This is a genomic window from Citrobacter sp. RHBSTW-01013, assembly GCF_013781985.1.
GTDB classification, from domain to species: domain Bacteria; phylum Pseudomonadota; class Gammaproteobacteria; order Enterobacterales; family Enterobacteriaceae; genus Citrobacter; species Citrobacter braakii.
Window position 1 is genome coordinate 4,353,105 of record NZ_CP056185.1, and the last position, 25,066, is coordinate 4,378,170.

Below are 25,066 nucleotides of genomic sequence, written 5' to 3' on the forward strand. Positions count from 1 at the left end.
TTTGCTTCCTTGTTATTCCCGCCACGGCATGATGGGCACCGCGCTGATGGCATTTTTGGGCGATCCATCGACCACTTTATCTGAATAGGCCAGATAGGCCAGTGCATTACGTTTCGCGTCGTAAAAACGCACGACCTGTAAGGATTTAAACACCAGCGAGGTACGTTTTTTAAATACCACTTCGCCCTGCGCTTTGCCGTTCTTAATTCTGTCGCTCAGTTCTACCGGCCCCACCTGCTGACAGGAAATGGCGGCATCGGAGGTATCTTCCGCCAGCCCCAGCCCACCTTTGATGCCGCCGGTCTTCGCCCGGCTCACGTAGCAGGTCACGTTGGTAACATCAGGATCGTCAAACGCTTCGACCACAATTTTATGATCCGGCCCAAACATTTTGAACACCGTATCGACAGATCCAATCTGCTCCGCATGGGCGACCTGCGCCAGCATCAGCAGAATTGAGGAAATGATTAAGCTCTTATATTTCATATTGTTACCATTTTTAAAAGTTACTCTGTGTAATTATTCGACATTCTAAGATAAAACGTATACAGATCACAGGATTACAATAATCACGCTTTCGAATGATCGAAAAAAGCATTTATGAGCAAAAAAAACACTGAATGCTAAAACAGCAAAAAATGCTATTATCCTCATACCTGACGTCAGGTACTCGTTGTTGAAAGGATGAGGATATTTTATGGATCAGGCTGGCATTATTCGCGACCTATTAATCTGGCTGGAAGGTCATCTGGATCAGCCTTTGTCGCTTGACAATGTGGCGGCAAAAGCAGGCTATTCCAAGTGGCACCTGCAGAGAATGTTTAAGGACGTGACGGGCCATGCTATTGGCGCCTATATCCGCGCCCGTCGTTTATCGAAATCCGCAGTGGCGCTGCGCCTGACTGCACGCCCAATTCTGGATATTGCGCTGCAATATCGCTTTGACTCTCAACAAACCTTTACCCGCGCGTTCAAGAAACAGTTTTCCCTGACGCCTGCGCTGTATCGCCGTTCGCCGGAATGGAGCGCGTTTGGTATTCGCCCGCCTATGCGACTGGGTGAATTTGCCATGCCTGCGCACGAGTTTGTCACGCTGGAAGATACGCAACTGCTTGGCACCACGCAAAGCTATTCCTGCTCGCTGGAGCAGATTTCAGATTTCCGTCATGAAATGCGAATTCAGTTCTGGCGCGACTTCCTTAGCCAGGCTCCTGCGATCCCACCGGTGCTGTACGGGCTGAACGAAACGCGTCCGAGCATTGAAAAAGATGATGAGCAGGAAGTGTTTTACACCACAGCACTGACGCCGGAACAGGCCAATGGTTATGTGCCGTCGGCACAGCCTATCCTGCTACAGGGCGGCGAGTATGTGATGTTTACCTATGAAGGGCTGGGGACCGGTGTACAGGAGTTTATCCTGACGGTTTACGGCACATGCATGCCAATGCTGAACCTGACGCGCCGTAAAGGGCAGGATATCGAGCGATACTACCCGGCAGAAGATGCCAAAGCGGGAGATCGCCCGATCAACCTGCGCTGCGAATTCCTGATACCGATTCGCCGCTAGCGCTGCAGTTCGTCTAACGCAGGGGCGTCCAGATGTGAGATGTCCCCTGCCGTTTCAACTACCCATCCCGGCGCAAGCCACAAACTTTCCTGGTAATCGACGCGAGAAATAGAACAGTTGCGCAAACGCAGGCGACGTTCAGCCCATGCCGGTAATCCCAGAATCGTACTCACCAGGCAACCCAGTGCAATACCGTGACTGACCAGCAGCGGACGACTCCCCGGCGGCAGTTCCAGACAGGATGCCAGCGCCGCGTGGACGCGATCGCTCAGTTCCTGCATCGATTCCCCTTCAGGAATACGCCCCTCCACCGTACCGTTCACCAACTGGCGACGCCAGCCCTCTTCTTCCGACGTCAGCGTATCGATATGGCGTTGCTCCAGCACGCCCATATTCAGCTCGCGCAAACGTGAGTCATAGGTGATATCACAGCCACAGGCCTGGGCGATGATTTCTGCGGTGCGTCGTGTACGACCTAAATCGCTACTGATGACATGCGTAATACCAAACGTGCGGGCGCGTTCGCCCACCTGCATGGCTTGCTGTTCACCTTTAGCGGTCAGTGGGCTGTCTGACTGGCCTTGAATACGTCGCTCGGCGTTCCACTGCGTTTCGCCATGGCGAACAAGGTATACCTGTAACATGCTTTTTTTCCGTTATACTGCGATGCGATGAATTTTCAAACTGAGCTTAATTATGCACAAGGTTATCTCTGCGACCACCAATCCTGCCAAAATTCAGGCAATTCTGCGGGCATTTGAAGAGATTTTCGGGGAAGGATCCTGCCATATTGAACCCGTCGCCGTCGAGAGTGGCGTGCCGGAACAACCTTTCGGAAACCAGGAAACGCGCACTGGCGCACGAAATCGCGTTGATAATGCGCGCCGTCTGCACCCGCAGGCTGATTTCTGGGTCGCTATTGAAGCGGGAATTGACGACGATGCGACCTTCAGTTGGGTGGTGATTGATAATGGCGTCCAGCGCGGCGAAGCCCGTTCAGCCACGCTGCCATTGCCTGCTGTCATTCTCGACAGAGTCCGTCAAGGCGAAGCGCTCGGTCCGGTGATGTCGGACTACACGGGTATTGATGAGATTGGCCGTAAAGAGGGCGCAATCGGCGTCTTTACCGCGGGCAAGCTGACGCGCTCAAGCGTATACCACCAGGCGGTGATTCTGGCGCTCAGCCCGTTTCATAACGCAGTGTATTTATAGCGTTGTGCCGGATGGCGGCTTCGCCTTATCCGGCCACAACCGCGCCACATCCTTAGGCCTGATAAGCGAAGTGCCATCAGGCATTTTTTAGCAGCACCTGCTCCAGCCAATGACGCAGATCCACCGGTGCAGATTTGAGGCTGTTCGACCCCCGTGTAATGGTGGCGATCCCCGCCCCGAGCTCGTTTTTAAGCTCGCGCTGACTCATCTCGCCGCGCAGCAGCTCTTCAATGATACGCACGCGCGTGCCCAACGCTTCGCGCTCATCCGGCGTTAACATCAAATTGAGCAGGGGCAGGTGTAAGTCTTGTTCATAGGCGTGTTTAAGCAGCTCGACAAAACGTAACCACTCCTGGTGACGCTGTTCTGCCATCTCTGCCGAATAGGGTGATTGCTGAGTCATAAGTTATCGCCATCGTTGCGGGGGAAGCGTGCTTGCCTCCCCCTTTTGTACTCTTTAACGAGTACGATAGCATAACACAACCGACACGATCAGTAACGACGTTGCCATTCTGCGTCGCTCATCAACTCCGGTTTGTCACCGAGGAAATAGCGATAGTACGCATCGTAAGCCAGCACGTTCTTCACGTAGCCACGCGTCTCAGAGAATGGAATGCTTTCGACAAACGCGACAGCATCGATACGACCCGCGCTATTGCCAAGCCAGGTGCGAACGCGCCCCGGTCCGGCGTTATAGGCCGCCGACGCGAAAATGCGGTTATTACCGAATTGCTGATAGACATACTGTAAATAGCTGGTACCAATGTTGATGTTGGTATCAGGATCCAGTAGTTGGCTCGGGCTGCTGTAACCTGGAATCGAGAACATTTTCACCGTATGCGTCGCCGTGCCCGGCATAATCTGCATCAGCCCGCTGGCACCAACCGGCGATTTTACTTTCGGGTTCCAGGCGCTTTCCTGACGCGCTATCGCCATCGCATAGCTTGGCGGAATATCCTTGCCGCTGGTGTAGCGTGTAAACAGATCCTTGTAGGCCAGTGGGAAACGCTCTTCCAGATGATCCCACAGCTTACCGGCGATCGTCGCTTGTACGCTCAGATCCCACCAGTGATTGTTGAACGCGTAACGCGCCAGCTGAGCCTGCTCAGACTTCGTGCGACTGGTGACCAGATTCGCCCATTCACTGCGCGCGGTATTGTCCAGGTTCCAGTACATTAGCTCGCGCACACGTGCCATTTCCGGTCCCTGAGTCAGCGCAGAGTCAACGTTTGCCGGGGCTTTATCCACTTTCAGCTCGTACTCTTCACCCAGACGCTGTGCCGCCACCATCGGATAGAAACCGCGCTGCTGCATGAGCTGGTGCAGGATCTCTTTGGCTTCCGCCTCGCGCCCGCGCTCAAGCAGCAGATCCGCCTGCCAGTAACGCCACTCATCTTTCTCTTTTGCTTCCATTGGCAGACGCGCCAGCCAGGTATTCAGACCACGACGATCGCCGGTTCCCAGCGCCATGCGCACACGGCGTTCCACAAGCGAGGTGGAATTCGAGCGCATAATGGCGTCATCGCGCCATTTGGCCTGCTCATCGGTAACGTCATTGCCCATCAGACGCCAGGCGACGATGTCGCGCAACTCCTGGGTTTGCTCGTCATTCAGCTGTTGCGCCTGCGCCAGAGACGGGATCATCAGGCGGGCGTTTTCCGCATCCTGACGTGCCACGCTGGAAAAAGCCACCGCCGCCATCTGTCGGGTGAAATCCGTCGCGCCAGTGGTGCGTGCAAAGGTCATCACCGAATTCGGATCGTTGGCCAGCGCGATGATCGCCGAAGCGATAGTTTGGTATTGCGCGGGCATTTGTCCAGCCAACGCCGTGACCAGACCGGTATTCCCGGCTTTCATCGCCAGACGAATACGCTCCAGATACGCCAGCGGATCCTGAGTTCCTGAGGCGCGCCATACGCCGAATAATTTGTCACAGGCGTTGGGCTGGCTTTTCCCGCTCAACCACAGTTCTTTCGCGCCCTGCCAGGCCTCTTCGGTTTGCCCGGTACTCCATTTCGCAAAGTAATAGTTGCATTGCGCTTCCGTGGTACCCGGTTTTTCTGGGCTGAACGCCAGTAGTCCACGCCAGTCCTCCCGTCGCGCCAGTTCATTCACGAAACGTGATTGCAGAGTACGCGCGGGGGGCAGCGTCGGGTTGGCGCGCACAAAATTGGTAACGGTAATGGTGGGCTGATTCATCAGATCGTCAGTAATCTGACGATATTCCAGATAAGGATACAGAGGATAATTCTTCAGGCCGGGCATCATCTGCTCTACGACATCCATCTGTCGGTTATCCCAGGCCTGTTTAATTTGCGCATAGCGACTGCGCTGCTCATCCAGGGAATCGGCTCGCGCCACTTGACTGACCGTCAGCAGACATACGCTGGCCGCCAGCAGGCGCCAGGTAAATTGATTGGCTTTGTCCACAAGCTCTTCCTCTTCTCATGTTACGTCTGTGCAGCATCATGCCGCTTAATTAGTTCATGCTAACCAGACATTGCAGAATGCGCCACGTCACGGACACTTTTTTACTTTTGTTGCGAGTGAGATCTGCTGGCTGGGATTGGGCAATGAAAAAGGCTACACTTCGCCTTTGATAACTATTTACCAATAATTAGCCCTAAATAATTCAAGTTGCAGCAAGGCGGCGAGGGAGTAAATCCCCTGAGCGTACAAAGTGCGTGACTGGGGGGAACGACAAATCTGTCAGGAACAGATTTGAACGCTGCGGAGCAGCGGCCCGCAAGGGCGAGGCTCATGGATGAGCCGAGTAACTCACAGCCAACGCATCTGTAGCTTGAAGTATGACGGGATAAATAAAGAGGCGAGTCCAACGTGGCCCAATTTGTTTATACCATGCATCGTGTCGGCAAAGTCGTTCCGCCGAAACGTCATATTCTTAAAAACATCTCACTGAGCTTCTTCCCTGGCGCCAAAATCGGTGTTCTTGGTCTGAACGGCGCGGGTAAATCGACCCTGCTGCGCATCATGGCCGGCATTGATACCGATATCGAAGGTGAAGCTCGCCCACAGCCTGGCATTAAAATCGGTTACCTGCCGCAGGAACCGAAACTGAACCCGGAACATACCGTTCGTGAATCCGTGGAAGAAGCGGTTGCCGAAGTGGTTAACGCGCTGAAAGGTCTGGATGAAGTGTACGCAAAGTACGCCGAGCCGGACGCCGACTTCGATAAACTCGCTGCGCAACAGGGCAAGTTTGAAGAGATCATTCAGGCGCACGACGGCCATAACCTGAACGTGCAGCTTGAGCGTGCCGCTGACGCCCTGCGTCTGCCGGACTGGGACGCTAAAATTGAGAACCTCTCCGGTGGTGAACGCCGCCGCGTCGCGCTGTGCCGCCTGCTGCTGGAAAAACCAGACATGCTGCTGCTCGACGAACCGACTAACCACCTGGACGCCGAATCCGTTGCGTGGCTGGAACGCTTCCTGCACGACTTCGAAGGCACCGTGGTGGCGATTACCCACGACCGTTACTTCCTCGACAACGTTGCGGGCTGGATTCTGGAACTTGACCGCGGCGAAGGTATTCCATGGGAAGGCAACTACTCCTCCTGGCTGGAGCAGAAAGATCAGCGTCTGGCGCAGGAAGCGTCTCAGGAAGCGGCTCGCCGTAAATCCATTGAGAAAGAGCTGGAGTGGGTGCGTCAGGGCGCTAAAGGCCGTCAGTCTAAGGGTAAAGCCCGTCTGGCACGCTTTGAAGAGCTGAACAACACCGAATACCAGAAGCGTAACGAAACCAACGAACTGTTTATCCCACCTGGAGCACGTCTGGGTGATAAAGTCGTTGAAGTAACCAATCTGCGTAAATCCTACGGTGATCGCGTTCTGATTGACGACCTGAGCTTCTCCGTACCGAAAGGCGCCATCGTCGGCATCATCGGTCCGAACGGTGCGGGTAAATCTACCCTGTTCCGTATGATGTCCGGCCAGGAACAGCCAGACAGCGGCACCATCACGCTGGGTGAAACCGTCAAGCTGGCTTCCGTTGACCAGTTCCGTGACGCCATGGACAACAGCAAAACCGTGTGGGAAGAAGTTTCCGGCGGGCTGGATATCATGAAGATCGGCAACACCGAGATGCCAAGCCGCGCCTACGTAGGCCGCTTCAACTTTAAAGGTGTTGATCAGGGTAAACGCGTAGGCGAACTCTCCGGCGGTGAGCGCGGTCGTCTGCACCTGGCGAAGCTGCTGCAGGTTGGCGGCAACATGCTGCTGCTTGATGAACCAACCAACGACCTGGATATCGAAACCCTGCGCGCGCTGGAAAACGCCCTGCTGGAGTTCCCGGGCTGTGCGATGGTCATCTCGCACGACCGTTGGTTCCTCGACCGTATCGCGACCCACATTCTGGATTACCAGGATGAAGGTAAAGTTGAGTTCTTCGAAGGTAACTTTACCGAATACGAAGAGTACAAGAAACGCACGCTGGGCGCAGATGCGCTGGAGCCGAAGCGTATTAAGTACAAGCGTATTTCGAAGTAATTACCGTTAAGCGCCGGATGGCGGCGTTACGCCTCATCCGGCCTACGAGGTTAGTGCGACTTGTAGGCCGGATAAGCGCAACGCCATCCGGCATTTACGCTATCTCTGCTCGCCCATCAACTCTTTCACCAACTCCACGCAGCGCAGAAATCGACCGTCATAGTCGGGCTCCTGAACGTGCACAAAATTGATATTGTTTTCCTGCAGCATCTCGACCAGCAGCGACTGAAACGCTTTTCTGTCAACCGAACTGCCGAGACTGCGTAAGCCATCCGCCACCCATGGAGTATTGTTCTCCAGCAGGATCACCAGGTCAAAGCGATACTCGTCAATCAGGGCCTGCACAAACGGGTGTTCACGCCCTTCATACTTTTTGCAGAAGGCCTGAGTGGTAACGAAATCGGTGTCGATAAACGCCACTTTATTGGCATACTTGACAGCAAAATCAATGTATTGGGCTTGTCCCAGGGCGATTTTATCGTAGTCGGAATACTGCAACGCCATCTCATCACCACCCAAATGGGAGAAGACGTAATCACGCCCATATTCCCACGCACTGGTAGTGTTAAAGATATTGGCGAGCTTGTTCACCAGCGTCGATTTTCCGCTCGACTCTCCGCCGAGGATCGCCACAGTGCGCACGAAAAACGGCTTCACTTCTGTAGGAATATACTCCCAGTAGCGAAATGGGTTCTCACGGATTTGCCCGCCGCTGATGTTCATAAACGTTCGTTTGGGATCCACCAGCACGGTTTCGATCCCCAGATGTTCCAGATACTGCGGGGCATCTGACTCTTCAGAGGTGTAAATCCAGTTAGGCTGGATCCCTTTCTCCTGCATAAACGTTTTAATCCCATTGCTCCACACATCCCAACCGTGTGGATACGGCTCCATACCCTCTTCGTTGAAGGCATGAATACGGATATTTTTCTGATACTTAAAGGTTTGCAGCAGCCAGCGTAGACGATCGGGCACCGTGGGCTGTTGCGACATAGCGCTGTCTTCAAACAGGCTGCGATCGCGCGTGTCGTCATACCCCATGATGATATGCAGTTCATCGACCTGACTACACGCGCGCTGGATAAGATAGATATGGCCGGTATGCAGCGGATAAAACTTACCGAATACCACACCGATATTCTTCTGCTGGCGCGGAAACTCCAGCCCGAGAAACCGGTGCAACGCCTCCAGCTTTTGCGCGCTGGGGCTTTTAATTTTGGCATTCAGCAGTTGACTTAAATATCCCTTGGTCATGCCACTGGCATCTGCCACCTGTTGCAGGGTACAGCCCTTTTGCTTAATGGCAGTTTTCAGATAATCAAATGACACAAGAGCCTCCTGCTGTAAAAATAAACGTAATACCCAATACCGCCGGAAAGACGACGGGTATTTTATTATAGGTCGTCAAACACGCTTAAAGCATCCGTAAGCTTCTTAACGCCAAATACCTGCATCCCTTCCGGCACTTTTTTCGGCACGTTGGCGGCAGGAACAATCGCCCGACGAAAGCCGTGCTTCGCCGCTTCCGAAATACGCTCCTGGCCGCTGGGTACCGGACGGATTTCGCCCGCCAGTCCCACTTCGCCAAAGACCACTAAGTCCTGCGGCAGCGGTCGGTCGCGCAGGCTGGAAACCATTGCCAGTAGCAGTGCCAGATCGGCGCTGGTTTCGGTAACCTTCACGCCGCCAACCACGTTGACGAACACGTCCTGATCCGCCATCTGCAAGCCGCCGTGACGATGCAGCACGGCCAGCAGAATCGCCAGACGGTTCTGCTCCAGACCAACCGCCACACGACGCGGATTCGCCATCATCGAATGGTCGACCAGCGCCTGAATCTCCACCAGCAACGGGCGCGTGCCTTCCCAGACCACCATCACCGAACTGCCGGAGGTGACTTCATCGCCACGGCTTAAGAAGATGGCGGAAGGGTTGCTAACTTCACGCAGCCCCTGTTCGGTCATGGCAAAGACGCCCAGCTCATTCACCGCGCCAAAGCGGTTTTTATGGCTACGCAGAGTACGGAAACGAGAATCGGCGTCGCCGTCGAGCAGCACCGAGCAGTCAATACAGTGCTCCAGCACCTTTGGACCGGCCAGCGAGCCGTCTTTGGTGACGTGGCCGACCATGACAATCGCCACGCCGCGCGTTTTGGCAAAGCGGGTCAGGTAAGCCGCGGTTTCACGTACCTGTGCCACGCTGCCCGGCGAAGACTGAATGTCCGCCATGTGCATCACCTGAATGGAGTCGATAACCATCAGCCTCGGCTGTTCTTCTTCGGCAATCAGGCAAATTTGTTCGATACTGGTTTCCGACAGCATGTTCAGATTCGCCGTCGGCAGACCGAGTCGATGCGCGCGCATCGCCACCTGTTGCAAAGACTCTTCGCCGGTGACGTACAGGGTTTTCATCTGCTCAGCGAGCTTGCACAGCGTTTGCAGCAGCAGCGTTGATTTCCCTGCGCCGGGGTTACCGCCAATCAGGATGGCGCTGCCGGGCACCACACCGCCGCCCAGCACGCGGTCAAACTCTTTAAATCCGGTGGAAAAACGCGGCAACTCTTCAAGGCTGATATCAGACAGCTTCTGCACTTTTGCGATGCCCGCATTCCCGGCATAGCCGCTGAGCCGCTCGTTACGCGCCACCGTTGGTGACGCGGCAAGGCGTACCTCGGTAATGGTGTTCCAGGCCTGACAGGCGCTGCATTGCCCTTGCCAGCGCGGGTAATCGGCCCCGCATTCGTTACAAACAAAGGCGCGTTTTGGAGCTTTGGCCACGTTTTACCTCTTTCGTTAGCGCGTTTACCGGACAGCGTGGGCGCTTATCCGGCCTACGGTCACTTTGCCATCAGGCAATTAAATCATTTCTGGTTCATGCTACCAGAGAGAATGCAGAACACGCCCATCAGGTCAGCGTGACGGATCGTAATCTCCGTCTTTTCATTCACTTTGGGTTTGGCATGATACGCTATACCCAGTCCAGCCGTTTTGATCATCGGCAGATCGTTGGCGCCATCGCCGATCGCCACCGTCTGCGCCATCGGGATCTCATACTCCTGCGCCAGGCGGGTCAGGGTGTTGGCTTTGTACTGCGCATCGACGATATCGCCGATCACGTTGCCGGTGAATTTACCGTCCATGATCTCCAGCTCGTTTGCCACAGCCGCCGTCAGACGTAGTTTGTTACGCAGATAATCGGCAAAGAAGGTAAAACCGCCGGAGGCAATTGCCACTTTCCAGCCGAGCGTTTCCAGTTTTAACACCAGCTGAGTCAGGCCAGGCATCAGTGGTAGCGTTTCGCGCACCTGGTGCAAAATATTGGCATCAGCGCCCTTCAACGTCGCCACGCGGCTGCGCAAGCTGGTGGTAAAGTCCAGCTCGCCGCGCATCGCGCGTTCGGTGACTTCCGCAACCATTTCGCCGGTTCCCGCCAGTTTGGCAATTTCATCGATACACTCGATCTGGATAGCCGTTGAATCCATGTCCATCACCAGCAAACCCGGCGTGCGCAAATGCGGAATTTTACCCAGTGGCGCAACATCCAGTTTGGCATCATGCGCCAGTTTTGCCGCACGCGGCGTTAACGAGCCCGCCAGACGAATCACCTGATAATCCTCAACGCACCACGCCGCCACGATCACCATCGCTGCACCCAGTTTGCTCTGGTATTGCGTTAACCGTTGTTTATCCAGCCCACGACCGTACAGCAGCCAGCCACTGCGGCCCGCGTGGTAATCCAGCGGCATGACTTCATCACCGCTTAAAGAGAGAGGCAGACCTGGCCACAGAGAAACATCTTCAGGTAGATCGCACCAGGTAATGTTAGGCATTAAAGCTCCTGTAAAATCGTTCGGGTCGGAATCATCAGGGGAAAATAACGCATGAGGCTACCCTGTAACCAGCGCTTCTGGCAACATTAAGTCTCAAATTTTCAGCAGGTGGAATATGGCTCGCACAAAACTGAAATTCCGACTTCATCGTGCAGTGATTGTATTGTCCTGCCTTGCGCTGCTCGTTGCTCTGATGCAGGGCGCGTCCTGGTTTAGTCAAAGCCACCAACAGCAGCGTAATCCGCAGCTCGAAGAGCTGGCGCGCACGCTGGCTCGCCAGGTCTCCTTGAACGTCGCCCCGCTGATGCGTACCGAAACGCCGGATGAAAAGCGCATTAAAGCAGTACTCTCGCAGCTCACGGAAAGTAGCCGTATTCTGGATGCGGGGGTCTACGATGAACAGGGAGACCTGATTACACGCACCGGTGAGAGCGTCAATGTTCGTGACCGACTGGCGTTGGACGGTAAAAAAGCCGGGGGCTATTTTAACCAGCAGATTGTCGAGCCCATTCAGGGAAGAAATGGTCCACTGGGCTATCTACGCCTGACGCTGGATACCCACACGCTCGCCACCGAAGCCAAGCAGGTGGATAACACCACCAACATCTTACGCCTAATGCTGCTTCTGTCACTGGCAATTGGCGTGGTGCTCACCCGTACCTTATTGCAAGGCAAGCGCACCCGCTGGCAGCAATCCCCTTTCCTGCTGACCGCCAACAAACCGGTACAGGAAGAAGACAACGAGAAGAAAGAGTAATAACAGAAAGGAAATCGACCATGACGACACTACGCCTGCTTATCTCAGACTCTTACGATCCGTGGTTTAACCTCGCGGTCGAAGAGTGCATTTTTCGCCAGATGCCCGCCACGCAGCGCGTCCTGTTCTTGTGGCGTAACGCCGATACGGTGGTGATTGGCCGGGCGCAAAACCCGTGGAAAGAGTGTAATACCCGCCGTATGGAGGAAGACAACGTGCGGCTCGCCCGTCGCAGCAGCGGCGGCGGCGCGGTGTTCCATGACTTAGGCAATACCTGCTTTACCTTTATGGCCGGTAAACCGGAGTACGACAAAACCATCTCTACCGCTATTGTCCTCCATGCCCTGAACGCGCTGGGCGTAGACGCCGACGCCTCCGGGCGTAACGATCTGGTCGTGAAAACGCCAGACGGCGATCGCAAAGTTTCCGGCTCTGCTTATCGGGAAACGAAAGACCGCGGATTCCACCACGGCACGCTGTTGTTGAACGCCGATCTCAGCCGCCTGGCAAACTATCTCAATCCGGATAAAAAGAAACTCGCCGCCAAAGGCATCACCTCGGTTCGCTCACGCGTAGCGAATCTAACGGAGCTGTTGCCGGGCATCACCCATCAACAGGTCTGTCAGGCTATCACGGAAGCCTTTTTTGCCCACTACGGCGAACGTGTCGAAGCGGAAATTATCTCGCCGGACAAAACCCCGGATCTGCCGAACTTTGCCGAAACCTTTGCCCGTCAGAGCAGTTGGGAGTGGAATTTTGGTCAGGCGCCTGCGTTCTCGCACCTTCTGGACGAGCGTTTCACCTGGGGCGGCGTTGAGCTGCATTTCGACGTGGAAAAAGGTCATATCACCCGTACGCAGGTCTTTACCGACAGCCTCAATCCCGCGCCGTTAGAAGCGCTGGCGGGTCGTCTGCAGGGGTGTTTGTACCGTGCGGATATGCTGCAACAGGAGTGCGAAGCGCTGCTGGTTGATTTCCCACAGCAGGAGAAAGAGTTACGCGAGCTGTCAGCGTGGATTGCCAGTGCAGTGAGCTAAACGCTGGCCTGAAAATGCCGGATGGCGGTCCGGCATACATCGATTGTAGCCCGGTAAGCGCAGCGCTACCGGGCATCACAACACTTACTCTTTATCGCCCAGCAGAACGGATTCCAGTGCGATTTTGATCATGTCGTTGAAGGTCGTCTGACGTTCAGCGGCAGTGGTCTGCTCGTGAGTACGGATATGGTCGGACACGGTGCAGATGGTCAGCGCTTTCGCACCAAACTCAGCCGCAACGCCGTAGATACCCGCCGCTTCCATTTCCACGCCCAGCACGCCGTATTTTTCCATTACGTCGAACATTTCGCCGTCCGGAGAGTAGAACAGGTCAGCGGAGAACAGGTTGCCCACGCGCGCGTCTACGCCCAGCGCTTTTGCCGCATCAACTGCATTACGCACCATGTCGAAGTCAGCGATAGCTGCGAAGTCATGATCTTTAAAACGGATACGGTTTACTTTGGAGTCGGTGCAGGCGCCCATACCGATAACCACGTCACGCAGTTTAACGTCCATACGCACAGCGCCGCAGGAACCTACGCGAATGATTTTCTTCACGCCAAAATCGGTGATCAGCTCTTTGGTGTAGATAGAGCAGGACGGGATACCCATCCCGTGACCCATAACGGAGATCTTACGGCCTTTGTAAGTACCGGTGAAACCTAACATGCCGCGAACGTTGTTCACTTCACGAACATCTTCGAGGAAAGTTTCAGCAATATGCTTTGCGCGCAGCGGGTCGCCCGGCATCAATACGACGTCAGCGAAATCACCCATTTCTGCATTAATATGTGGAGTTGCCATCTTCAGTTCCCTTTTGATTTATTGTTTTTGTCGAGGGAGGGGTAGCAATGCCTTACCCAACCGACAAAACGAATTCAAATACCCTAAGGATTTCGCGTTGTAGGAAGGCGACGAATTCGGAACCCCCGGGAGCATAGATTACCTATGTGACCGGGGCGAGCGAATGAAGTCAACGCATCTACAGCGCGAAAGACAACGGGTATCACAGCATGTTTTTACCGTAGTCCATCGGCGATGTACCAAAGTAGCTCGCCAGCGTCTGGCCAATATCCGCGAAAGTTTCACGGTGACCTAAAGAGCCTGGTTTCACTTTCGGGCCGTAAACCAGCACCGGAATGTGCTCACGGGTGTGGTCAGTGCCGGTCCAGCTCGGGTCACAGCCGTGGTCAGCGGTCAGGATCAGAATGTCATCTTCACCCACCAGTTCCATCAGTTCAGGCAAACGGCGGTCGAACAGTTCCAGACCTGCAGCGTAACCAGCGATATCGCGACGATGTCCCCAGGAAGAGTCGAAATCAACGAAGTTAGTGAAGACGATGGTCTTATCACCCGCTTCTTTCATCTCTTTGATGGTGGCGTCGAACAGCGCGTCCAGGCCGGTAGCTTTCACTTTTTTGGTGATGCCACAGTTAGCGTAGATATCCGCGATTTTACCGACGGAAACCACGTGACCGTCTTTCTCGTCGACCAGTTTCTGCAGCACGGTCGGTGCTGGCGGCTCAACGGCCAGATCGTGACGGTTACCGGTACGCTGGAAATTACCCGCTTTATCACCGATAAACGGACGCGCGATAACACGACCGATGTTGTAACCACCTTCGGTCAGTTCTTCACGAGCGATTTCACACAGTTCGTAGAGTTTATCCAGGCCAAAAGTCTCTTCGTGACAGGCAATCTGGAACACGGAGTCTGCAGAAGTATAGAAAATCGGCTTGCCGGTTTTCATATGCTCTTCACCCAGTTGATCCAGGATCACGGTACCGGAAGAGTGGCAGTTGCCGAGGTAGCCCGGCAGGTTGGCACGTTTGACCAGTTTATCCAGCAGTTCCTGCGGGAAGCTGTTGTCATGATCGGAGAAATAACCCCAGTCAAACAGAACCGGAACACCCGCGATTTCCCAGTGGCCAGACGGCGTGTCTTTCCCGGAAGAGAGTTCATGCGCCCAGGCGTAGGCACCAATCACTTCCGCATTACCGTCCATACCAGCAGCAATTTTACCGGTAGAACCTTCGTGAGCTTTCACCAGGCCCAGACGGGTCAGGTTAGGCAGATTCAGTGGACCTTTGCGACCCTTGTCAGCTTCGCCTTTCGCACAGGCTTCTGCAATGTGTCCCATAGTGTCTGAGCCTACGTCGCCAAAGCGATCCGCATCTTCAGTCGCACCAATACCAAAGGAGTCCAGCACCATAATAAATGCACGTTTCATCTTGTTCTCCAACATCTGCGCCGCAAAAAAGCGATCAGATCAGTATACAGTTATTCGGTAATACGACGATAGACTGTCGGTGTAATTTCTGGCGCTTTATCGTCAAGGCTAATTGCCGCTTTGACCGCTTTCGCCGCTTCCTGCCAGCTGGCTTCGTCTTTAGCGTGGATCACCGCCAGCGGACGCTGTCCGTCTACGCTGTCGCCCAGACGCGCCATGTCGCTAAAGCCAACGCTGTAATCAATGGTGTCCGAAGCCTGACGACGACCGCCGCCCATGGAAACAACCGCCATTCCCAGCGCACGGGTATCCATAGCGCTGACAAAACCTTCGGTATCAGCATATACCGCTTTGCTGAGCATTGCCGTCGGCAGGTACTTCGCATAATTTTCGACGAAATCGGTCGGGCCTTTCTGCGCCGCAACCATGCGACCAAAAATCTCTGCCGCTTTGCCGTTATCCAGCACCGCCTGCAATTTCGCACGGGCTTCGGCATCGTCTTTCGCCAGATTGCCGGAGATCAGCATTTCCACGCACAGCGCCATCGTGACGTCTAACAGACGTGGATTGCGGTATTCACCTGTCAGGAACTGCACCGCTTCGCGGACTTCTACCGCGTTACCTGCGCTGGATGCCAGTACCTGGTTCATATCGGTTAACAGCGCGGTGGTACGTACACCCGCTCCGTTCGCCACGCCGACAATCGCTTCGGCAAGCGCTTCAGAAAGCTCATAGGTCGGCATAAAGGCGCCGCTGCCTACTTTCACATCCATCACCAGCGCATCCAGTCCTTCCGCCAGCTTTTTCGCCAGGATAGAGCCGGTAATCAGCGGGATGGAATCCACCGTCGCGGTAATATCGCGGGTGGCATAAAAACGTTTGTCCGCCGGTGCGAGCGAGCTGGTTTGCCCAATAATCGCCACACCCACGTCTTTAATAATTTCACGGAAACGCGCGTCGTCCGGGAAGATGTCAAACCCTGGGATGGCTTCCAGTTTATCGAGCGTACCGCCGGTATGACCCAGACCACGTCCGGAGATCATCGGAATATAGCCGCCACATGCAGCGACCATCGGGCCTAACATCAGTGATGTTACGTCACCCACGCCGCCGGTAGAGTGTTTATCCACAATCGGGCCGTTCAGCTGCAGGCTTTTCCAGTCCAGCACGGTTCCTGAATCACGCATTGCCATGGTCAGCGAAACACGCTCAGGCATTGTCATATCGTGGAAGAAAATGGTCATCGCCAGGGCGGCGATTTGCCCTTCAGAGATGGTGTTGTCGCGAATCCCATTGATAAAGAAACGAATCTCTTCATCGCTCAGCGCATGACCATCACGTTTTTTACGAATAATTTCTTGTGCGAGAAACATGGTAACCCCCGATAAATCAGGTTAAATGCAGCGGAAAACCCACTGCAATGAATGATTACTCTAAACAATTCGAGTCGCAGGAAGCGGCAAGGAAGCTCATCCCCAGGCGCTTACTACAGTAAGTGACTGGGGTGAGGGAGTGCAGCTAACACACCTGCGGCTTGCAGTATGACGAGTAATTAGTAGCTGCTTGCGCTCTTACCGTCGCCGTGACCCAGCGCTTTCAGCAGGCTCGCCAGCAGGCTGGATGCGCCAAAACGATAGTGACGGGAATCGGCCCAGTCAGCGCCAAACAGTTCGTCGGCAATCGCCAGGAACTGCTGTGCATCTTCTGCGGTACGCACGCCGCCTGCCGGTTTGAAACCTACAGTTTTAGAAACGCCCATGTCGCGGATCACTTCCATCATGATGCGTGCGCTTTCCGGCGTCGCATTTACCGGCACTTTACCGGTAGAGGTTTTGATGAAATCAGCACCCGCTTTGATGGAGATTTCAGATGCTTTACGGATAAGACTCTCTTCTTTCAGCTCACCGGTTTCGATGATCACTTTCAGCAGCACGTTTGCCGCCGCACACGCATCTTTACATGCTTTAACCAGATCAAAACCAACCTGCTCGTTACCGGCGATCAGGGCACGGTAAGGGAACACCACGTCAACTTCATCCGCGCCGTAGGCAATCGCCGCGCGGGTTTCAGCCAGCGCAATCTCGATGTCGTCGTTGCCGTGCGGGAAGTTGGTCACGGTTGCAATACGGATGTCCGGAGTACCTTGCTCTTTCAGCGTCTTACGCGCGATAGGGATGAAACGCGGATAGATGCAAATAGCGGCAGTGTTGCCTACCGGGGTCTTCGCCTGATGACACAGCGCGATCACTTTTTCATTGGTGTCGTCGTCATTCAGGGTGGTCAGGTCCATCAGTTTCAGTGCACGCAGGCTGCTTGCTGTTAAATCGGTCATAACATTCTCCAACGGCATCGCCGTATAAAATTTCACCTTGCGAGTTTGTTAGTATTCTAACATCCGCTCGCTATTACACTTCGATATACATCACAGTTAATGAAAACCACATACAGATTTGCATTACTCTAATGAGATCTACTTCAAATAAATCACCTTTCAGGAAGGGATGCGGTGGCATCAGGCGCATCCGGATCAAAGGTTGTGGCGGCGTTGCTTTCTACAATGGCGTTACACCTTCGGGATAAAAAGGAATCAACGATGCCCACTTCAAGCGAACTCGCGCTGCAACAGCGTTGCCAACAAATCGTGACCAGTCCGGTGCTCAGCCCTGAGCAGAAACGCCACTTCCTGGCGCTGGAGGCTGAAAACGCGCTGCCTTACCCGCAACTACCTGCTGAGGCTCGCCAGGCGCTGGATGACGGAGTGATCTGCGATATGTATGAAGGTCATGCCCCGTTCAAACCGCGCTATGTTTTACCCGACTACGCGCGTTTTCTGGCTAACGGTTCCTCATGGCTGGAACTGGAAGGAGCCAGGGATCTTGATGACGCGTTATCCTTACTCACCATCCTGTATCACCACGTTCCGTCAGTCACCTCGATGCCGGTCTATCTCGGCCAGCTCGACGTTCTGCTGCAACCATATGTTAGAATTCTAACACAAGATGAGATCGATATTCGAATAAAACGTTTCTGGCGTTATCTCGACAGAACCCTGCCAGACGCATTTATGCATGCCAATATCGGCCCCGCAGATACGCCTGTCACCCGTGCAATTTTACGCGCAGACGCAGAGTTAAAGCAGGTTTCGCCTAATCTGACGTTCATTTATGATCCGCAAATTACACCTGACGACCTGCTGCTCAACGTGGCGAAAAATATCTGCGAATGCAGTAAGCCGCACATTTCCAACGGCCCCGAAAATGATAAAATTTTCACAAAAGGTCAGTATGGCGTCGTCAGCTGTTACAACTCGTTGCCGCTCGCCGGGGGTGGAAGCACGCTGGTCAGGCTCAATCTGAAAGCCATCGCAGAGCGCAGCACCTCTGTCGATGACTTCTTTACGCGCACCCTACCGCACTATTGCCAGCAGCAAATCGCCATCATTGATTCACGATGTGAATTCCTCTATGAAAAATCACATTTCTTTGAGAATAGCTTCCTGGTGCAGGAAGGGTTGATTGATCCCGAACGTTTTGTCCCTATGTTCGGCATGTATGGCCTGGCGGAGGCGGTGAATCTGCTGTGCGATAAGGCGGGGCAGAATGCTCGCTACGGAAAAGATGAGGTCGCCAATCAGCTCGGCTATCGCATCAGCGCCCAACTGGCGGAGTTTGTAGAAAGTACCCCGGTGAAATTTGGCTGGAAGCAGCGCGCAATGCTGCACGCACAGTCAGGGATCAGTTCTGACATCGGCACCACGCCGGGCGCGCGTCTGCCCTACGGCGATGAGCCGGATCCGATCACTCACCTGCAAACCGTCGCGCCGCATCATGCGTATTATCACGCTGGGATCAGCGACATTCTCACGCTGGATGAAACCATCAAGCGCAATCCTCAGGCGTTGGTGCAATTGTGCCTCGGGGCGTTTAAAGCTGGGATGCGTGAGTTTACCGCCAACGTGAGTGGTAACGATCTGGTCCGCGTCACCGGCTATATGGTACGCCTGTCGGATCTGGAAAAATATCGCGCCGAAGGTTCACGCACCAACACCACTTGGCTGGGCGAAGAAGCCGCGCGCAATACCCGCATTCTGGAACGACAACCTCGCGTGATTAGCCATGAACAGCAGATGCGCTTCAGTAAGTAAGATCATTCCTTTCTCCTGCGTCGACGGGCCGGGCAGTCGCCTGGCTCTGTTTCTGCAAGGATGTAACCTGCGCTGTAAAAATTGCCACAATCCGTGGACGATGGGACGCTGCAACGACTGCGGGGAATGTGTCCTGCATTGCCCGCATGAGGCGCTGAGCCTGAGTGCGGGGAAAGTGAGATGGCAATCCGACGTATGTCAGCAGTGCGATACCTGCCTGCACATGTGCCCACAGCAGGCCACGCCGATGGCGCAAACCCTGAGCGTTGATGAAGTGCTGCAGCATATTCGCAAGGCGGTGCTGTTTATTGAAGGAATTACGGTCAGCGGCGGCGAAGCGACCACCCAGTTGCCGTTTATCGTGGCGCTGTTTAACGCAATCAAAACCGATCCGCAGCTGCAACACCTGACCTGTATGGTAGACAGCAACGGCATGCTGAGCGAAACCGGCTGGCAAAAACTGCTGCCGGTATGCGACGGCGTAATGCTCGATTTAAAAGCCTGGGATAGCGCGTGTCATCGACAGTTGACTGGCCGCGATAACGCGCTGATTAAACAAAGCATTACCTTTTTGTCCGGGCAGGGAAAACTTGCGGAACTGCGCCTGCTGGTTATTCCTGGCCACGTGGATTATCTACAGCATATCGATGCACTGGCGGCGTTTATCAAACGTTCAGGTGATGTACCGGTGCGGCTAAATGCCTTTCATGCGCACGGGGTGTACGGCGAAGCGAAGGACTGGCCGAGCGCCACGCCTGAGGATGTGGAGCAACTGGCGCAAAGATTGCGCGAGCGCGGGGTGGATAATTTGATCTTCCCGGCGCTGTACCTGTGATTGCCGGATGCGACGCATCCGTCGTCCGGCAATTAAAAATCAAATAACGCCGTCGTATTGCGATATAGCGCATCAGCGATAACATCCGCAGGTTCCGGGCGCAGCTCGCAGAGGACATCAAAGACTCTGACCACCTGCTCCGGGCGATTCGGCTGTCCCTGAAATCCGTTGAGCGGCATATCCGGCGCGTCAGTTTCCAGCAGCAGTGAGTCCAGCGGCAGTTGCGCCATTACCTCGCGGGTTTTACTGGCGCGCGGATAGGTAATGGTGCCGCCCACGCCAATTTTGTAGCCCAGTTGCACAAAACGTTCGGCCTGCTGCACGCTCCCGGAAAATCCATGCACCACGCCGGTTCGCGGTAAAGCATGGCGTTTCAGGTGCATCGCCAGCTTGTCATGAGTGCGCCGCGAATGCAGGATCACCGGCAGTTCGTAACGCTTCGCCAGCTTAAGCTGCGCTTCCAGCAGCCGCTCTTGCTTATCGAATTGCGGATCGTCCCGATAAAGATCCAGCCCAATCTCACCTACCGCCACCAGCTTTTGCGGACGCTTATCCAGCGCCTGCTGCAACTGCTCCAGGCAGTCATCGCTATGTTGTTCAATAACAATGGGGTGCAGCCCCAGGGCGGCAAACAATGGAGGGTAATTTTCCGCTAACGCCAGTACACGGGAAAAATTTGCCGCCTGGGTGGCCGGAACGATAATGCTTTGCACGCCGACGTCAGTCGCGCCCTGAATACTGGCAGATTCATCGCCCGTAAATGGCGGAAAATCAAAGTGACAATGCGTATCAATAAAACGATAACTCACGCCAAATCCTCATTATTAAACGTCGTGTCGTTAGCCTGAGGCGCATTGGTCACCACGGGGGCGTGAGCGTCGTTAGCCACCGGCGCAGGTGGAACCACGACCGGTCCCGGCACCACAATCTTCGGCGTCTGACGAGGCAGCGGCGCATTTTTCGCCAGCAGCTTACCGACGGTTGCCAGGAAGTAACGACCACACAGGCGTCCGGTCTTGTAATCTTCCCGCAGCGCCGGAATACGGCTTCCTAATGCCATGCTATGGAGCGGTTTGGGCGGGTAGATCTCAAAGATACGCAGCTTGCCCGGCGGTTTCTCAATAAAACTCTGAATCGCGCGATAGCTGGCTTCATGGTGCTGGACCAGATTCAGCAGCGGTTGCAGGCTGCTTTCGCCCAGCCAGCGTTCCATACGCTTGAACCACTGCGGGGTGTAATACATTTGCGAAGGCACGGTGCGGATAACCACCAGCGTTTTTGCCCCCTGCTTCGCCGCTTCCTGCACGGGAATGGCGTCGCTGACTCCCCCATCGAGATAATTCACACCATCCAGCGCAACCCCTGCGCGGTAGAACCCGGGAATCGCGCTGGAGGCACGAATAAGATCGAGCCAGTTTTGCCGGTTCGGCGAAAAATAGCCAGGCGTGTAGTCATCGCCCCGACAGGCGCACATATAAAACGATTTCCCTGCGGCAAACAGGCGCTCGGCGTTATCCATCGCCAGCGGCATCTGGGATGCGGTCGAATCCACTAGCCAATCGAGATCGATTAAATTTCCCCCACGCACAAAGCGCACCGGGTCAAAAAATTCACGTCGGGTAGTGTAACGCATGATAACTTTACGACCGTAACCCGGCTGGTTACAAAGATAGGCTGAAAGGTTTTGCGCGCCAGCGGAGGTCCCGTAGAAGAGATCAAAAGGATTGAACTGCGCGCGCATGAATTCATCCAGTACGCCAGCGGTGAAGATGCCTCTTTGTCCGCCGCCCTCACACACCAGCGCCATGCTGCCTGGTTGAAACGGACGTAACGATAACGGCGCAATATTGCCGAGCGTGACGGGTATTCTCTGCCCCACCTCTGCCTTCCTGTTGTTTTTGTAATAGAACAACAAAGTAACGCAAATTGCCTGATGCTAAAACCGTAAAAGCCAGTCCGGTGGACTGGCTTAGTAGCAAGTTATCTTTACGGTTAATCCCCAAAATAATTCGAGTCACAAGAAGGCGGCAAGGGCGTGAATCCCGATCTGCTTACTCTGGTAAGTGATACGGGCGAGCACGCGTAGCCAGCGCGCCTTTAACTTGAAGAATAAAGGGGATGTCGCTAGGGCCGTTTACGACCTGTAAACAGGCTGACCAGAAACAGAATGATCCCCACCACAAAAACAATTTTCGCTGCGCCAGCAGCGGTACCCGCCAGTCCACCAAAACCCAGTGCAGCGGCAATTAACGCGATAACCAGAAATATGATGCCCCATCGAAACATGCGCTTCTCCTTTACCATAGTTAATGTCACCGCTTGATATGAGCACTCAGGCTGCCCATCGGCGATATTTTCAGTGTGGTGCACAACACGCCTCCCGACAAACGTCGGGAGGACGAATTAAGTCTAATTAGTGAGTTTTAAGATCGTTTTTGACGCTTTTCACGCCATCAATCGCTTTGGCGATGCTCTCAGCGCGATCGCTTTGAGCCTGTGATTCAACGGTTCCTGAAAGCTGTACCACGCCATCGGTGGTTTCAACTTTCACTTTGCGGGAAGGGACAATATCATCGGCCAGCAGCTTGGCTTTTACCTCACTGGTGATTGCCGTATCGCCCGCATAGCCTTTTACAGAAGTGTCTTTGCTATCACGTACGTGCAGTTTGTCGCTAACGGAGGTCACACCCTCAACGCCTTTGGCGACTTTAACTGCCTCTTCGGCCTGTGCCTGGCTTTCAACAAACCCGCTTAGCGTCACCACCTTCTGGTCGGTTTTAACGGAAATGTCGGTGCTCTTAATGCTATCGTGATCCACCAGCGCGGCTTTTACTTTCGCAGTGATGGTGCTGTCATCCATGAAATTACCGACTTTGTTCATGGAGCTATCGACTTTCTGCCCCGCACTTTCGACGCCGGATTGCGTTTTATCCGTCGTGGAGTTTTCTGCATAAGCAGAACCCGTTGCAACAGCGGAGGTCAGCATCACGGCCAGCAGCGTTTTAGAAATCTTAAGTCCTGTCATTGTCATCGATGTATTCCTGTATGTTTGCTAAAAGCTGCGCTCTGCCGTAAACGGCTTGAGCCAGCAACTAATCTTGTAAGTGGAATAAATATCAGCAATAGAAGCTGCAACAGGCAGCCTAAAAAGCATTTAACGCCGACATTTATGTCATCACATTGTTAAATATAGTTCAGGATTTCGTGATCGCAGTCCAGATTGACTAAAAAACGTGCAAACAAAAGAAAAACGCGAGGTTTTAAGAACATTCCGCAAGGGATTTAAAAGACAGGAAAAGTTGTAGGGCACGGCGGATACCGTGCCCTGAAGGTCGATTAGTGTTCGCGCGTTTTGCGGAACTGAACGTCAGGGTAACGTTCCTGGGTGAGATTCAGGTTAACCATGGTCGGCGCGATATAAGTGAGGTTATCGCCGCCATCCAGCGCCAGCTGAATTTCGTTTTTACGCTTGAATTCTTCGAATTTCTTCACGTCAGAACACTCTACCCAGCGTGCTGTCGCTACGTTGACCGACTCATAAATCGCTTCAACGTTGTATTCGCTCTTCAGGCGTGAAACCACCACGTCGAACTGCAGCACACCAACAGCGCCCACGATCAGATCGTTATTAGCGATCGGACGGAAAACCTGCACTGCGCCCTCTTCGGACAGCTGAACCAGCCCTTTCAGCAGCTGTTTCTGCTTCAACGGATCCTTCAGACGAATACGACGGAACAGCTCCGGCGCGAAGTTCGGAATACCGGTGAACTTCATCATTTCGCCTTGGGTAAAGGTATCGCCAATCTGGATAGTGCCGTGGTTGTGCAGACCCAGAATATCGCCCGGATACGCTTCTTCCACGTGAGAACGGTCACCGGCCATAAAAGTCAGCGCATCGGAGATAACCACGTCTTTACCAATGCGCACCTGGCGCATTTTCATCCCTTTCTCGTACTTGCCGGACACCACGCGCATAAACGCCACGCGGTCACGGTGTTTCGGGTCCATGTTGGCCTGAATTTTAAACACGAAGCCGGTGAACTTCTCTTCTGAGGCTTCAACGACACGGGTGTCGGTTTTACGCGGCATCGGCGCAGGCGCCCACTCCACTAAGCCATCCAGCATATGATCAACGCCGAAGTTACCGAGCGCGGTACCGAAGAATACCGGGGTGATTTCGCCCGCGAGGAACAGCTCATGGTCGAACTCGTTAGACGCGCCCTGCACCAGCTCCAGCTCGTCGCGCAGCTGCTGCGCCAGGTCTTCCCCCACGGCGGCATCGAGTTCAGGGTTGTTCAGACCTTTAACAATGCGCACTTCCTGAATGGTGTGGCCTTTACCCGTCTGGTACAGGTAAGTTTCGTCTTTATATAGGTGATAGACGCCTTTGAACAACTTACCGCAGCCAATCGGCCAGGTGATCGGCGCACAGCCGATTTTCAGTTCATTCTCGACTTCATCCAGCAGCTCCATCGGATCGCGGATGTCACGGTCGAGTTTGTTCATAAAGGTCAGGATCGGGGTATCACGCAGACGGGTAACTTCCATCAGCTTACGGGTCCGGTCTTCAACACCTTTTGCGGCGTCGATGACCATCAGGCAGCAGTCCACCGCCGTCAGAGTACGGTATGTATCTTCAGAGAAGTCTTCGTGCCCTGGGGTGTCCAGCAGGTTTACCAGGCAGTCATGATATGGAAACTGCATCACAGAGGTGGTAATGGAGATACCACGCTGCTTTTCCATTTCCATCCAGTCAGATTTCGCATGCTGGCTGGAGCCACGGCCTTTTACCGTACCGGCGGTCTGAATCGCCTGTCCGAATAACAGTACCTTTTCAGTAATTGTCGTTTTACCGGCATCCGGGTGAGAAATAATGGCAAAAGTGCGGCGTTTGGCCACCTCTTGCAAATAAGGAGACAACGTCATAGTCAAATCTTCTTAGGTAAGCA

23 protein-coding genes are annotated in these 25,066 nt (G+C 54.2%); 7 read left to right on the plus strand and 16 right to left on the minus strand.

Going from position 1 to position 25,066, the window contains the following annotated elements; all coding sequences use genetic code 11:
• Nucleotides 1-12: 12 nt before the first annotated feature.
• Nucleotides 13-486 carry a protein CreA gene (gene creA / locus HV350_RS20865; RefSeq protein ID WP_016151621.1) on the minus strand — a complete coding sequence of 158 codons (474 nt, stop codon included), beginning with the start codon at nucleotides 484-486 and terminating at the stop codon, nucleotides 13-15.
• Nucleotides 487-697: 211 nt separating this feature from the next.
• Between creA and robA the strand changes: the two genes are divergently transcribed.
• On the plus strand, nucleotides 698-1,567 hold the full coding sequence (gene robA, locus HV350_RS20870; RefSeq protein ID WP_181629253.1) for an MDR efflux pump AcrAB transcriptional activator RobA: 870 nt from the start codon (nucleotides 698-700) through the stop codon (nucleotides 1,565-1,567).
• Here robA and gpmB read toward each other — a convergent pair.
• Nucleotides 1,564-2,211, minus strand: a complete 648-nt coding sequence (gene gpmB, locus HV350_RS20875; protein ID WP_016151619.1) for a 2,3-diphosphoglycerate-dependent phosphoglycerate mutase GpmB — start codon at nucleotides 2,209-2,211, stop codon at nucleotides 1,564-1,566. The two genes, robA and gpmB, sit on opposite strands and share 4 nt — an antisense overlap.
• A 52-nt stretch (nucleotides 2,212-2,263) precedes the next feature.
• Here gpmB and yjjX point away from each other — a divergent pair, with 52 nt between their 5' ends.
• Nucleotides 2,264-2,779, plus strand: a complete 516-nt coding sequence (yjjX, locus tag HV350_RS20880; protein ID WP_016151618.1) for an inosine/xanthosine triphosphatase — start codon at nucleotides 2,264-2,266, stop codon at nucleotides 2,777-2,779.
• A gap of 76 nt (nucleotides 2,780-2,855) precedes the next feature.
• Here the strand turns inward: yjjX and trpR are convergent, their stop codons facing one another.
• Nucleotides 2,856-3,182: a trp operon repressor gene (trpR, locus tag HV350_RS20885; protein WP_153689741.1), complete on the minus strand. Its 327-nt coding sequence runs from the start codon at nucleotides 3,180-3,182 to the stop codon at nucleotides 2,856-2,858.
• An 89-nt stretch (nucleotides 3,183-3,271) separates the two neighbouring features.
• Nucleotides 3,272-5,209 (minus strand): murein transglycosylase, encoded by a 1,938-nt coding sequence (gene sltY, locus HV350_RS20890; RefSeq protein WP_047358370.1) that lies wholly within the window; start codon nucleotides 5,207-5,209, stop codon nucleotides 3,272-3,274.
• 408 nt (nucleotides 5,210-5,617) lie between these two features.
• Here sltY and ettA point away from each other — a divergent pair, with 408 nt between their 5' ends.
• On the plus strand, nucleotides 5,618-7,285 hold the full coding sequence (gene ettA / locus HV350_RS20895) for an energy-dependent translational throttle protein EttA (RefSeq protein WP_003019019.1): 1,668 nt from the start codon (nucleotides 5,618-5,620) through the stop codon (nucleotides 7,283-7,285).
• A 99-nt stretch (nucleotides 7,286-7,384) separates the two neighbouring features.
• Here the strand turns inward: ettA and nadR are convergent, their stop codons facing one another.
• The 3 genes from nadR to serB all read right to left on the minus strand — a co-directional run bounded on the left by nadR (nucleotide 7,385) and on the right by serB (nucleotide 11,114).
• Nucleotides 7,385-8,614, minus strand: coding sequence for a multifunctional transcriptional regulator/nicotinamide-nucleotide adenylyltransferase/ribosylnicotinamide kinase NadR (gene nadR, locus HV350_RS20900; RefSeq protein ID WP_016151614.1), 1,230 nt, complete (start codon nucleotides 8,612-8,614; stop codon nucleotides 7,385-7,387).
• A 65-nt stretch (nucleotides 8,615-8,679) separates the two neighbouring features.
• On the minus strand, nucleotides 8,680-10,062 hold the full coding sequence (gene radA / locus HV350_RS20905; RefSeq protein WP_016151613.1) for a DNA repair protein RadA: 1,383 nt from the start codon (nucleotides 10,060-10,062) through the stop codon (nucleotides 8,680-8,682).
• A gap of 83 nt (nucleotides 10,063-10,145) precedes the next feature.
• Entirely contained in the window at nucleotides 10,146-11,114 is a 969-nt protein-coding gene (gene serB, locus HV350_RS20910; RefSeq protein ID WP_181629255.1) for a phosphoserine phosphatase, read from the minus strand.
• Nucleotides 11,115-11,229: 115 nt separating this feature from the next.
• On the opposite strand from serB, the gene HV350_RS20915 reads away from it, so the two are divergent.
• Nucleotides 11,230-11,871, plus strand: coding sequence for a YtjB family periplasmic protein (locus HV350_RS20915; protein ID WP_016151612.1), 642 nt, complete (start codon nucleotides 11,230-11,232; stop codon nucleotides 11,869-11,871).
• A 20-nt stretch (nucleotides 11,872-11,891) separates the two neighbouring features.
• Nucleotides 11,892-12,908 carry a lipoate--protein ligase LplA gene (gene lplA / locus HV350_RS20920; RefSeq protein ID WP_016151611.1) on the plus strand — a complete coding sequence of 339 codons (1,017 nt, stop codon included), beginning with the start codon at nucleotides 11,892-11,894 and terminating at the stop codon, nucleotides 12,906-12,908.
• A gap of 84 nt (nucleotides 12,909-12,992) precedes the next feature.
• Here lplA and deoD read toward each other — a convergent pair whose 3' ends face one another.
• The 4 genes from deoD to deoC all read right to left on the minus strand — a co-directional run bounded on the left by deoD (nucleotide 12,993) and on the right by deoC (nucleotide 17,470).
• Complete coding sequence (gene deoD, locus HV350_RS20925; RefSeq protein WP_000224864.1) at nucleotides 12,993-13,712, minus strand: purine-nucleoside phosphorylase; 720 nt, start codon at nucleotides 13,710-13,712, stop codon at nucleotides 12,993-12,995.
• Nucleotides 13,713-13,914: 202 nt separating this feature from the next.
• Nucleotides 13,915-15,138: a phosphopentomutase gene (deoB, locus tag HV350_RS20930; RefSeq protein WP_016151610.1), complete on the minus strand. Its 1,224-nt coding sequence runs from the start codon at nucleotides 15,136-15,138 to the stop codon at nucleotides 13,915-13,917.
• Between the two features lie 50 nt (nucleotides 15,139-15,188).
• Entirely contained in the window at nucleotides 15,189-16,511 is a 1,323-nt protein-coding gene (gene deoA / locus HV350_RS20935) for a thymidine phosphorylase (protein WP_016151609.1), read from the minus strand.
• A 179-nt stretch (nucleotides 16,512-16,690) separates the two neighbouring features.
• Nucleotides 16,691-17,470, minus strand: a complete 780-nt coding sequence (deoC, locus tag HV350_RS20940; protein ID WP_016155634.1) for a deoxyribose-phosphate aldolase — start codon at nucleotides 17,468-17,470, stop codon at nucleotides 16,691-16,693.
• Between the two features lie 261 nt (nucleotides 17,471-17,731).
• Here deoC and HV350_RS20945 point away from each other — a divergent pair, with 261 nt between their 5' ends.
• Together HV350_RS20945 and HV350_RS20950 are read left to right on the plus strand one after the other, a co-directional pair.
• Nucleotides 17,732-19,282 carry a YjjI family glycine radical enzyme gene (locus HV350_RS20945; RefSeq protein WP_095715613.1) on the plus strand — a complete coding sequence of 517 codons (1,551 nt, stop codon included), beginning with the start codon at nucleotides 17,732-17,734 and terminating at the stop codon, nucleotides 19,280-19,282.
• Nucleotides 19,254-20,117 carry a YjjW family glycine radical enzyme activase gene (locus tag HV350_RS20950; protein WP_181629256.1) on the plus strand — a complete coding sequence of 288 codons (864 nt, stop codon included), beginning with the start codon at nucleotides 19,254-19,256 and terminating at the stop codon, nucleotides 20,115-20,117. The genes HV350_RS20945 and HV350_RS20950 overlap by 29 nt, the downstream gene beginning before the upstream one ends.
• Nucleotides 20,118-20,149: 32 nt before the next feature.
• Here HV350_RS20950 and HV350_RS20955 read toward each other — a convergent pair whose 3' ends face one another.
• From HV350_RS20955 to prfC, 5 genes are all read right to left on the minus strand, one after another.
• On the minus strand, nucleotides 20,150-20,926 hold the full coding sequence (locus HV350_RS20955) for a metal-dependent hydrolase (RefSeq protein ID WP_053389011.1): 777 nt from the start codon (nucleotides 20,924-20,926) through the stop codon (nucleotides 20,150-20,152).
• Nucleotides 20,923-21,996 carry a patatin family protein gene (locus HV350_RS20960; protein ID WP_016151604.1) on the minus strand — a complete coding sequence of 358 codons (1,074 nt, stop codon included), beginning with the start codon at nucleotides 21,994-21,996 and terminating at the stop codon, nucleotides 20,923-20,925. The genes HV350_RS20955 and HV350_RS20960 overlap by 4 nt, the downstream gene beginning before the upstream one ends.
• A gap of 245 nt (nucleotides 21,997-22,241) precedes the next feature.
• Nucleotides 22,242-22,403, minus strand: a complete 162-nt coding sequence (locus HV350_RS20965; protein ID WP_003019081.1) for a DUF1328 family protein — start codon at nucleotides 22,401-22,403, stop codon at nucleotides 22,242-22,244.
• Between the two features lie 127 nt (nucleotides 22,404-22,530).
• Nucleotides 22,531-23,148, minus strand: coding sequence for a molecular chaperone OsmY (gene osmY / locus HV350_RS20970; RefSeq protein ID WP_016151602.1), 618 nt, complete (start codon nucleotides 23,146-23,148; stop codon nucleotides 22,531-22,533).
• A gap of 305 nt (nucleotides 23,149-23,453) precedes the next feature.
• Nucleotides 23,454-25,043 (minus strand): peptide chain release factor 3, encoded by a 1,590-nt coding sequence (gene prfC, locus HV350_RS20975; protein WP_016151601.1) that lies wholly within the window; start codon nucleotides 25,041-25,043, stop codon nucleotides 23,454-23,456.
• Nucleotides 25,044-25,066: the final 23 nt, after the last annotated feature.

Bases quoted from the DNA above. Each gene is read 5' to 3' on its own strand.
- lplA (WP_016151611.1), top strand. From the start codon at position 11,892: ATGACGACACTACGCCTGCTTATCTCAGACTCTTACGATCCGTGGTTT.
- osmY (WP_016151602.1), bottom strand. From the start codon at position 23,148: ATGACAATGACAGGACTTAAGATTTCTAAAACGCTGCTGGCCGTGATG.
- deoA (WP_016151609.1), bottom strand. From the start codon at position 16,511: ATGTTTCTCGCACAAGAAATTATTCGTAAAAAACGTGATGGTCATGCG.
- HV350_RS20950 (WP_181629256.1), top strand. From the start codon at position 19,254: ATGAACAGCAGATGCGCTTCAGTAAGTAAGATCATTCCTTTCTCCTGC.
- HV350_RS20945 (WP_095715613.1), top strand. From the start codon at position 17,732: ATGCCCACTTCAAGCGAACTCGCGCTGCAACAGCGTTGCCAACAAATC.
- deoD (WP_000224864.1), bottom strand. From the start codon at position 13,712: ATGGCAACTCCACATATTAATGCAGAAATGGGTGATTTCGCTGACGTC.
- creA (WP_016151621.1), bottom strand. From the start codon at position 486: ATGAAATATAAGAGCTTAATCATTTCCTCAATTCTGCTGATGCTGGCG.
- trpR (WP_153689741.1), bottom strand. From the start codon at position 3,182: ATGACTCAGCAATCACCCTATTCGGCAGAGATGGCAGAACAGCGTCAC.
- gpmB (WP_016151619.1), bottom strand. From the start codon at position 2,211: ATGTTACAGGTATACCTTGTTCGCCATGGCGAAACGCAGTGGAACGCC.
- robA (WP_181629253.1), top strand. From the start codon at position 698: ATGGATCAGGCTGGCATTATTCGCGACCTATTAATCTGGCTGGAAGGT.
- prfC (WP_016151601.1), bottom strand. From the start codon at position 25,043: ATGACGTTGTCTCCTTATTTGCAAGAGGTGGCCAAACGCCGCACTTTT.
- HV350_RS20915 (WP_016151612.1), top strand. From the start codon at position 11,230: ATGGCTCGCACAAAACTGAAATTCCGACTTCATCGTGCAGTGATTGTA.
- deoB (WP_016151610.1), bottom strand. From the start codon at position 15,138: ATGAAACGTGCATTTATTATGGTGCTGGACTCCTTTGGTATTGGTGCG.
- yjjX (WP_016151618.1), top strand. From the start codon at position 2,264: ATGCACAAGGTTATCTCTGCGACCACCAATCCTGCCAAAATTCAGGCA.
- HV350_RS20965 (WP_003019081.1), bottom strand. From the start codon at position 22,403: ATGTTTCGATGGGGCATCATATTTCTGGTTATCGCGTTAATTGCCGCT.
- deoC (WP_016155634.1), bottom strand. From the start codon at position 17,470: ATGACCGATTTAACAGCAAGCAGCCTGCGTGCACTGAAACTGATGGAC.
- serB (WP_181629255.1), bottom strand. From the start codon at position 11,114: ATGCCTAACATTACCTGGTGCGATCTACCTGAAGATGTTTCTCTGTGG.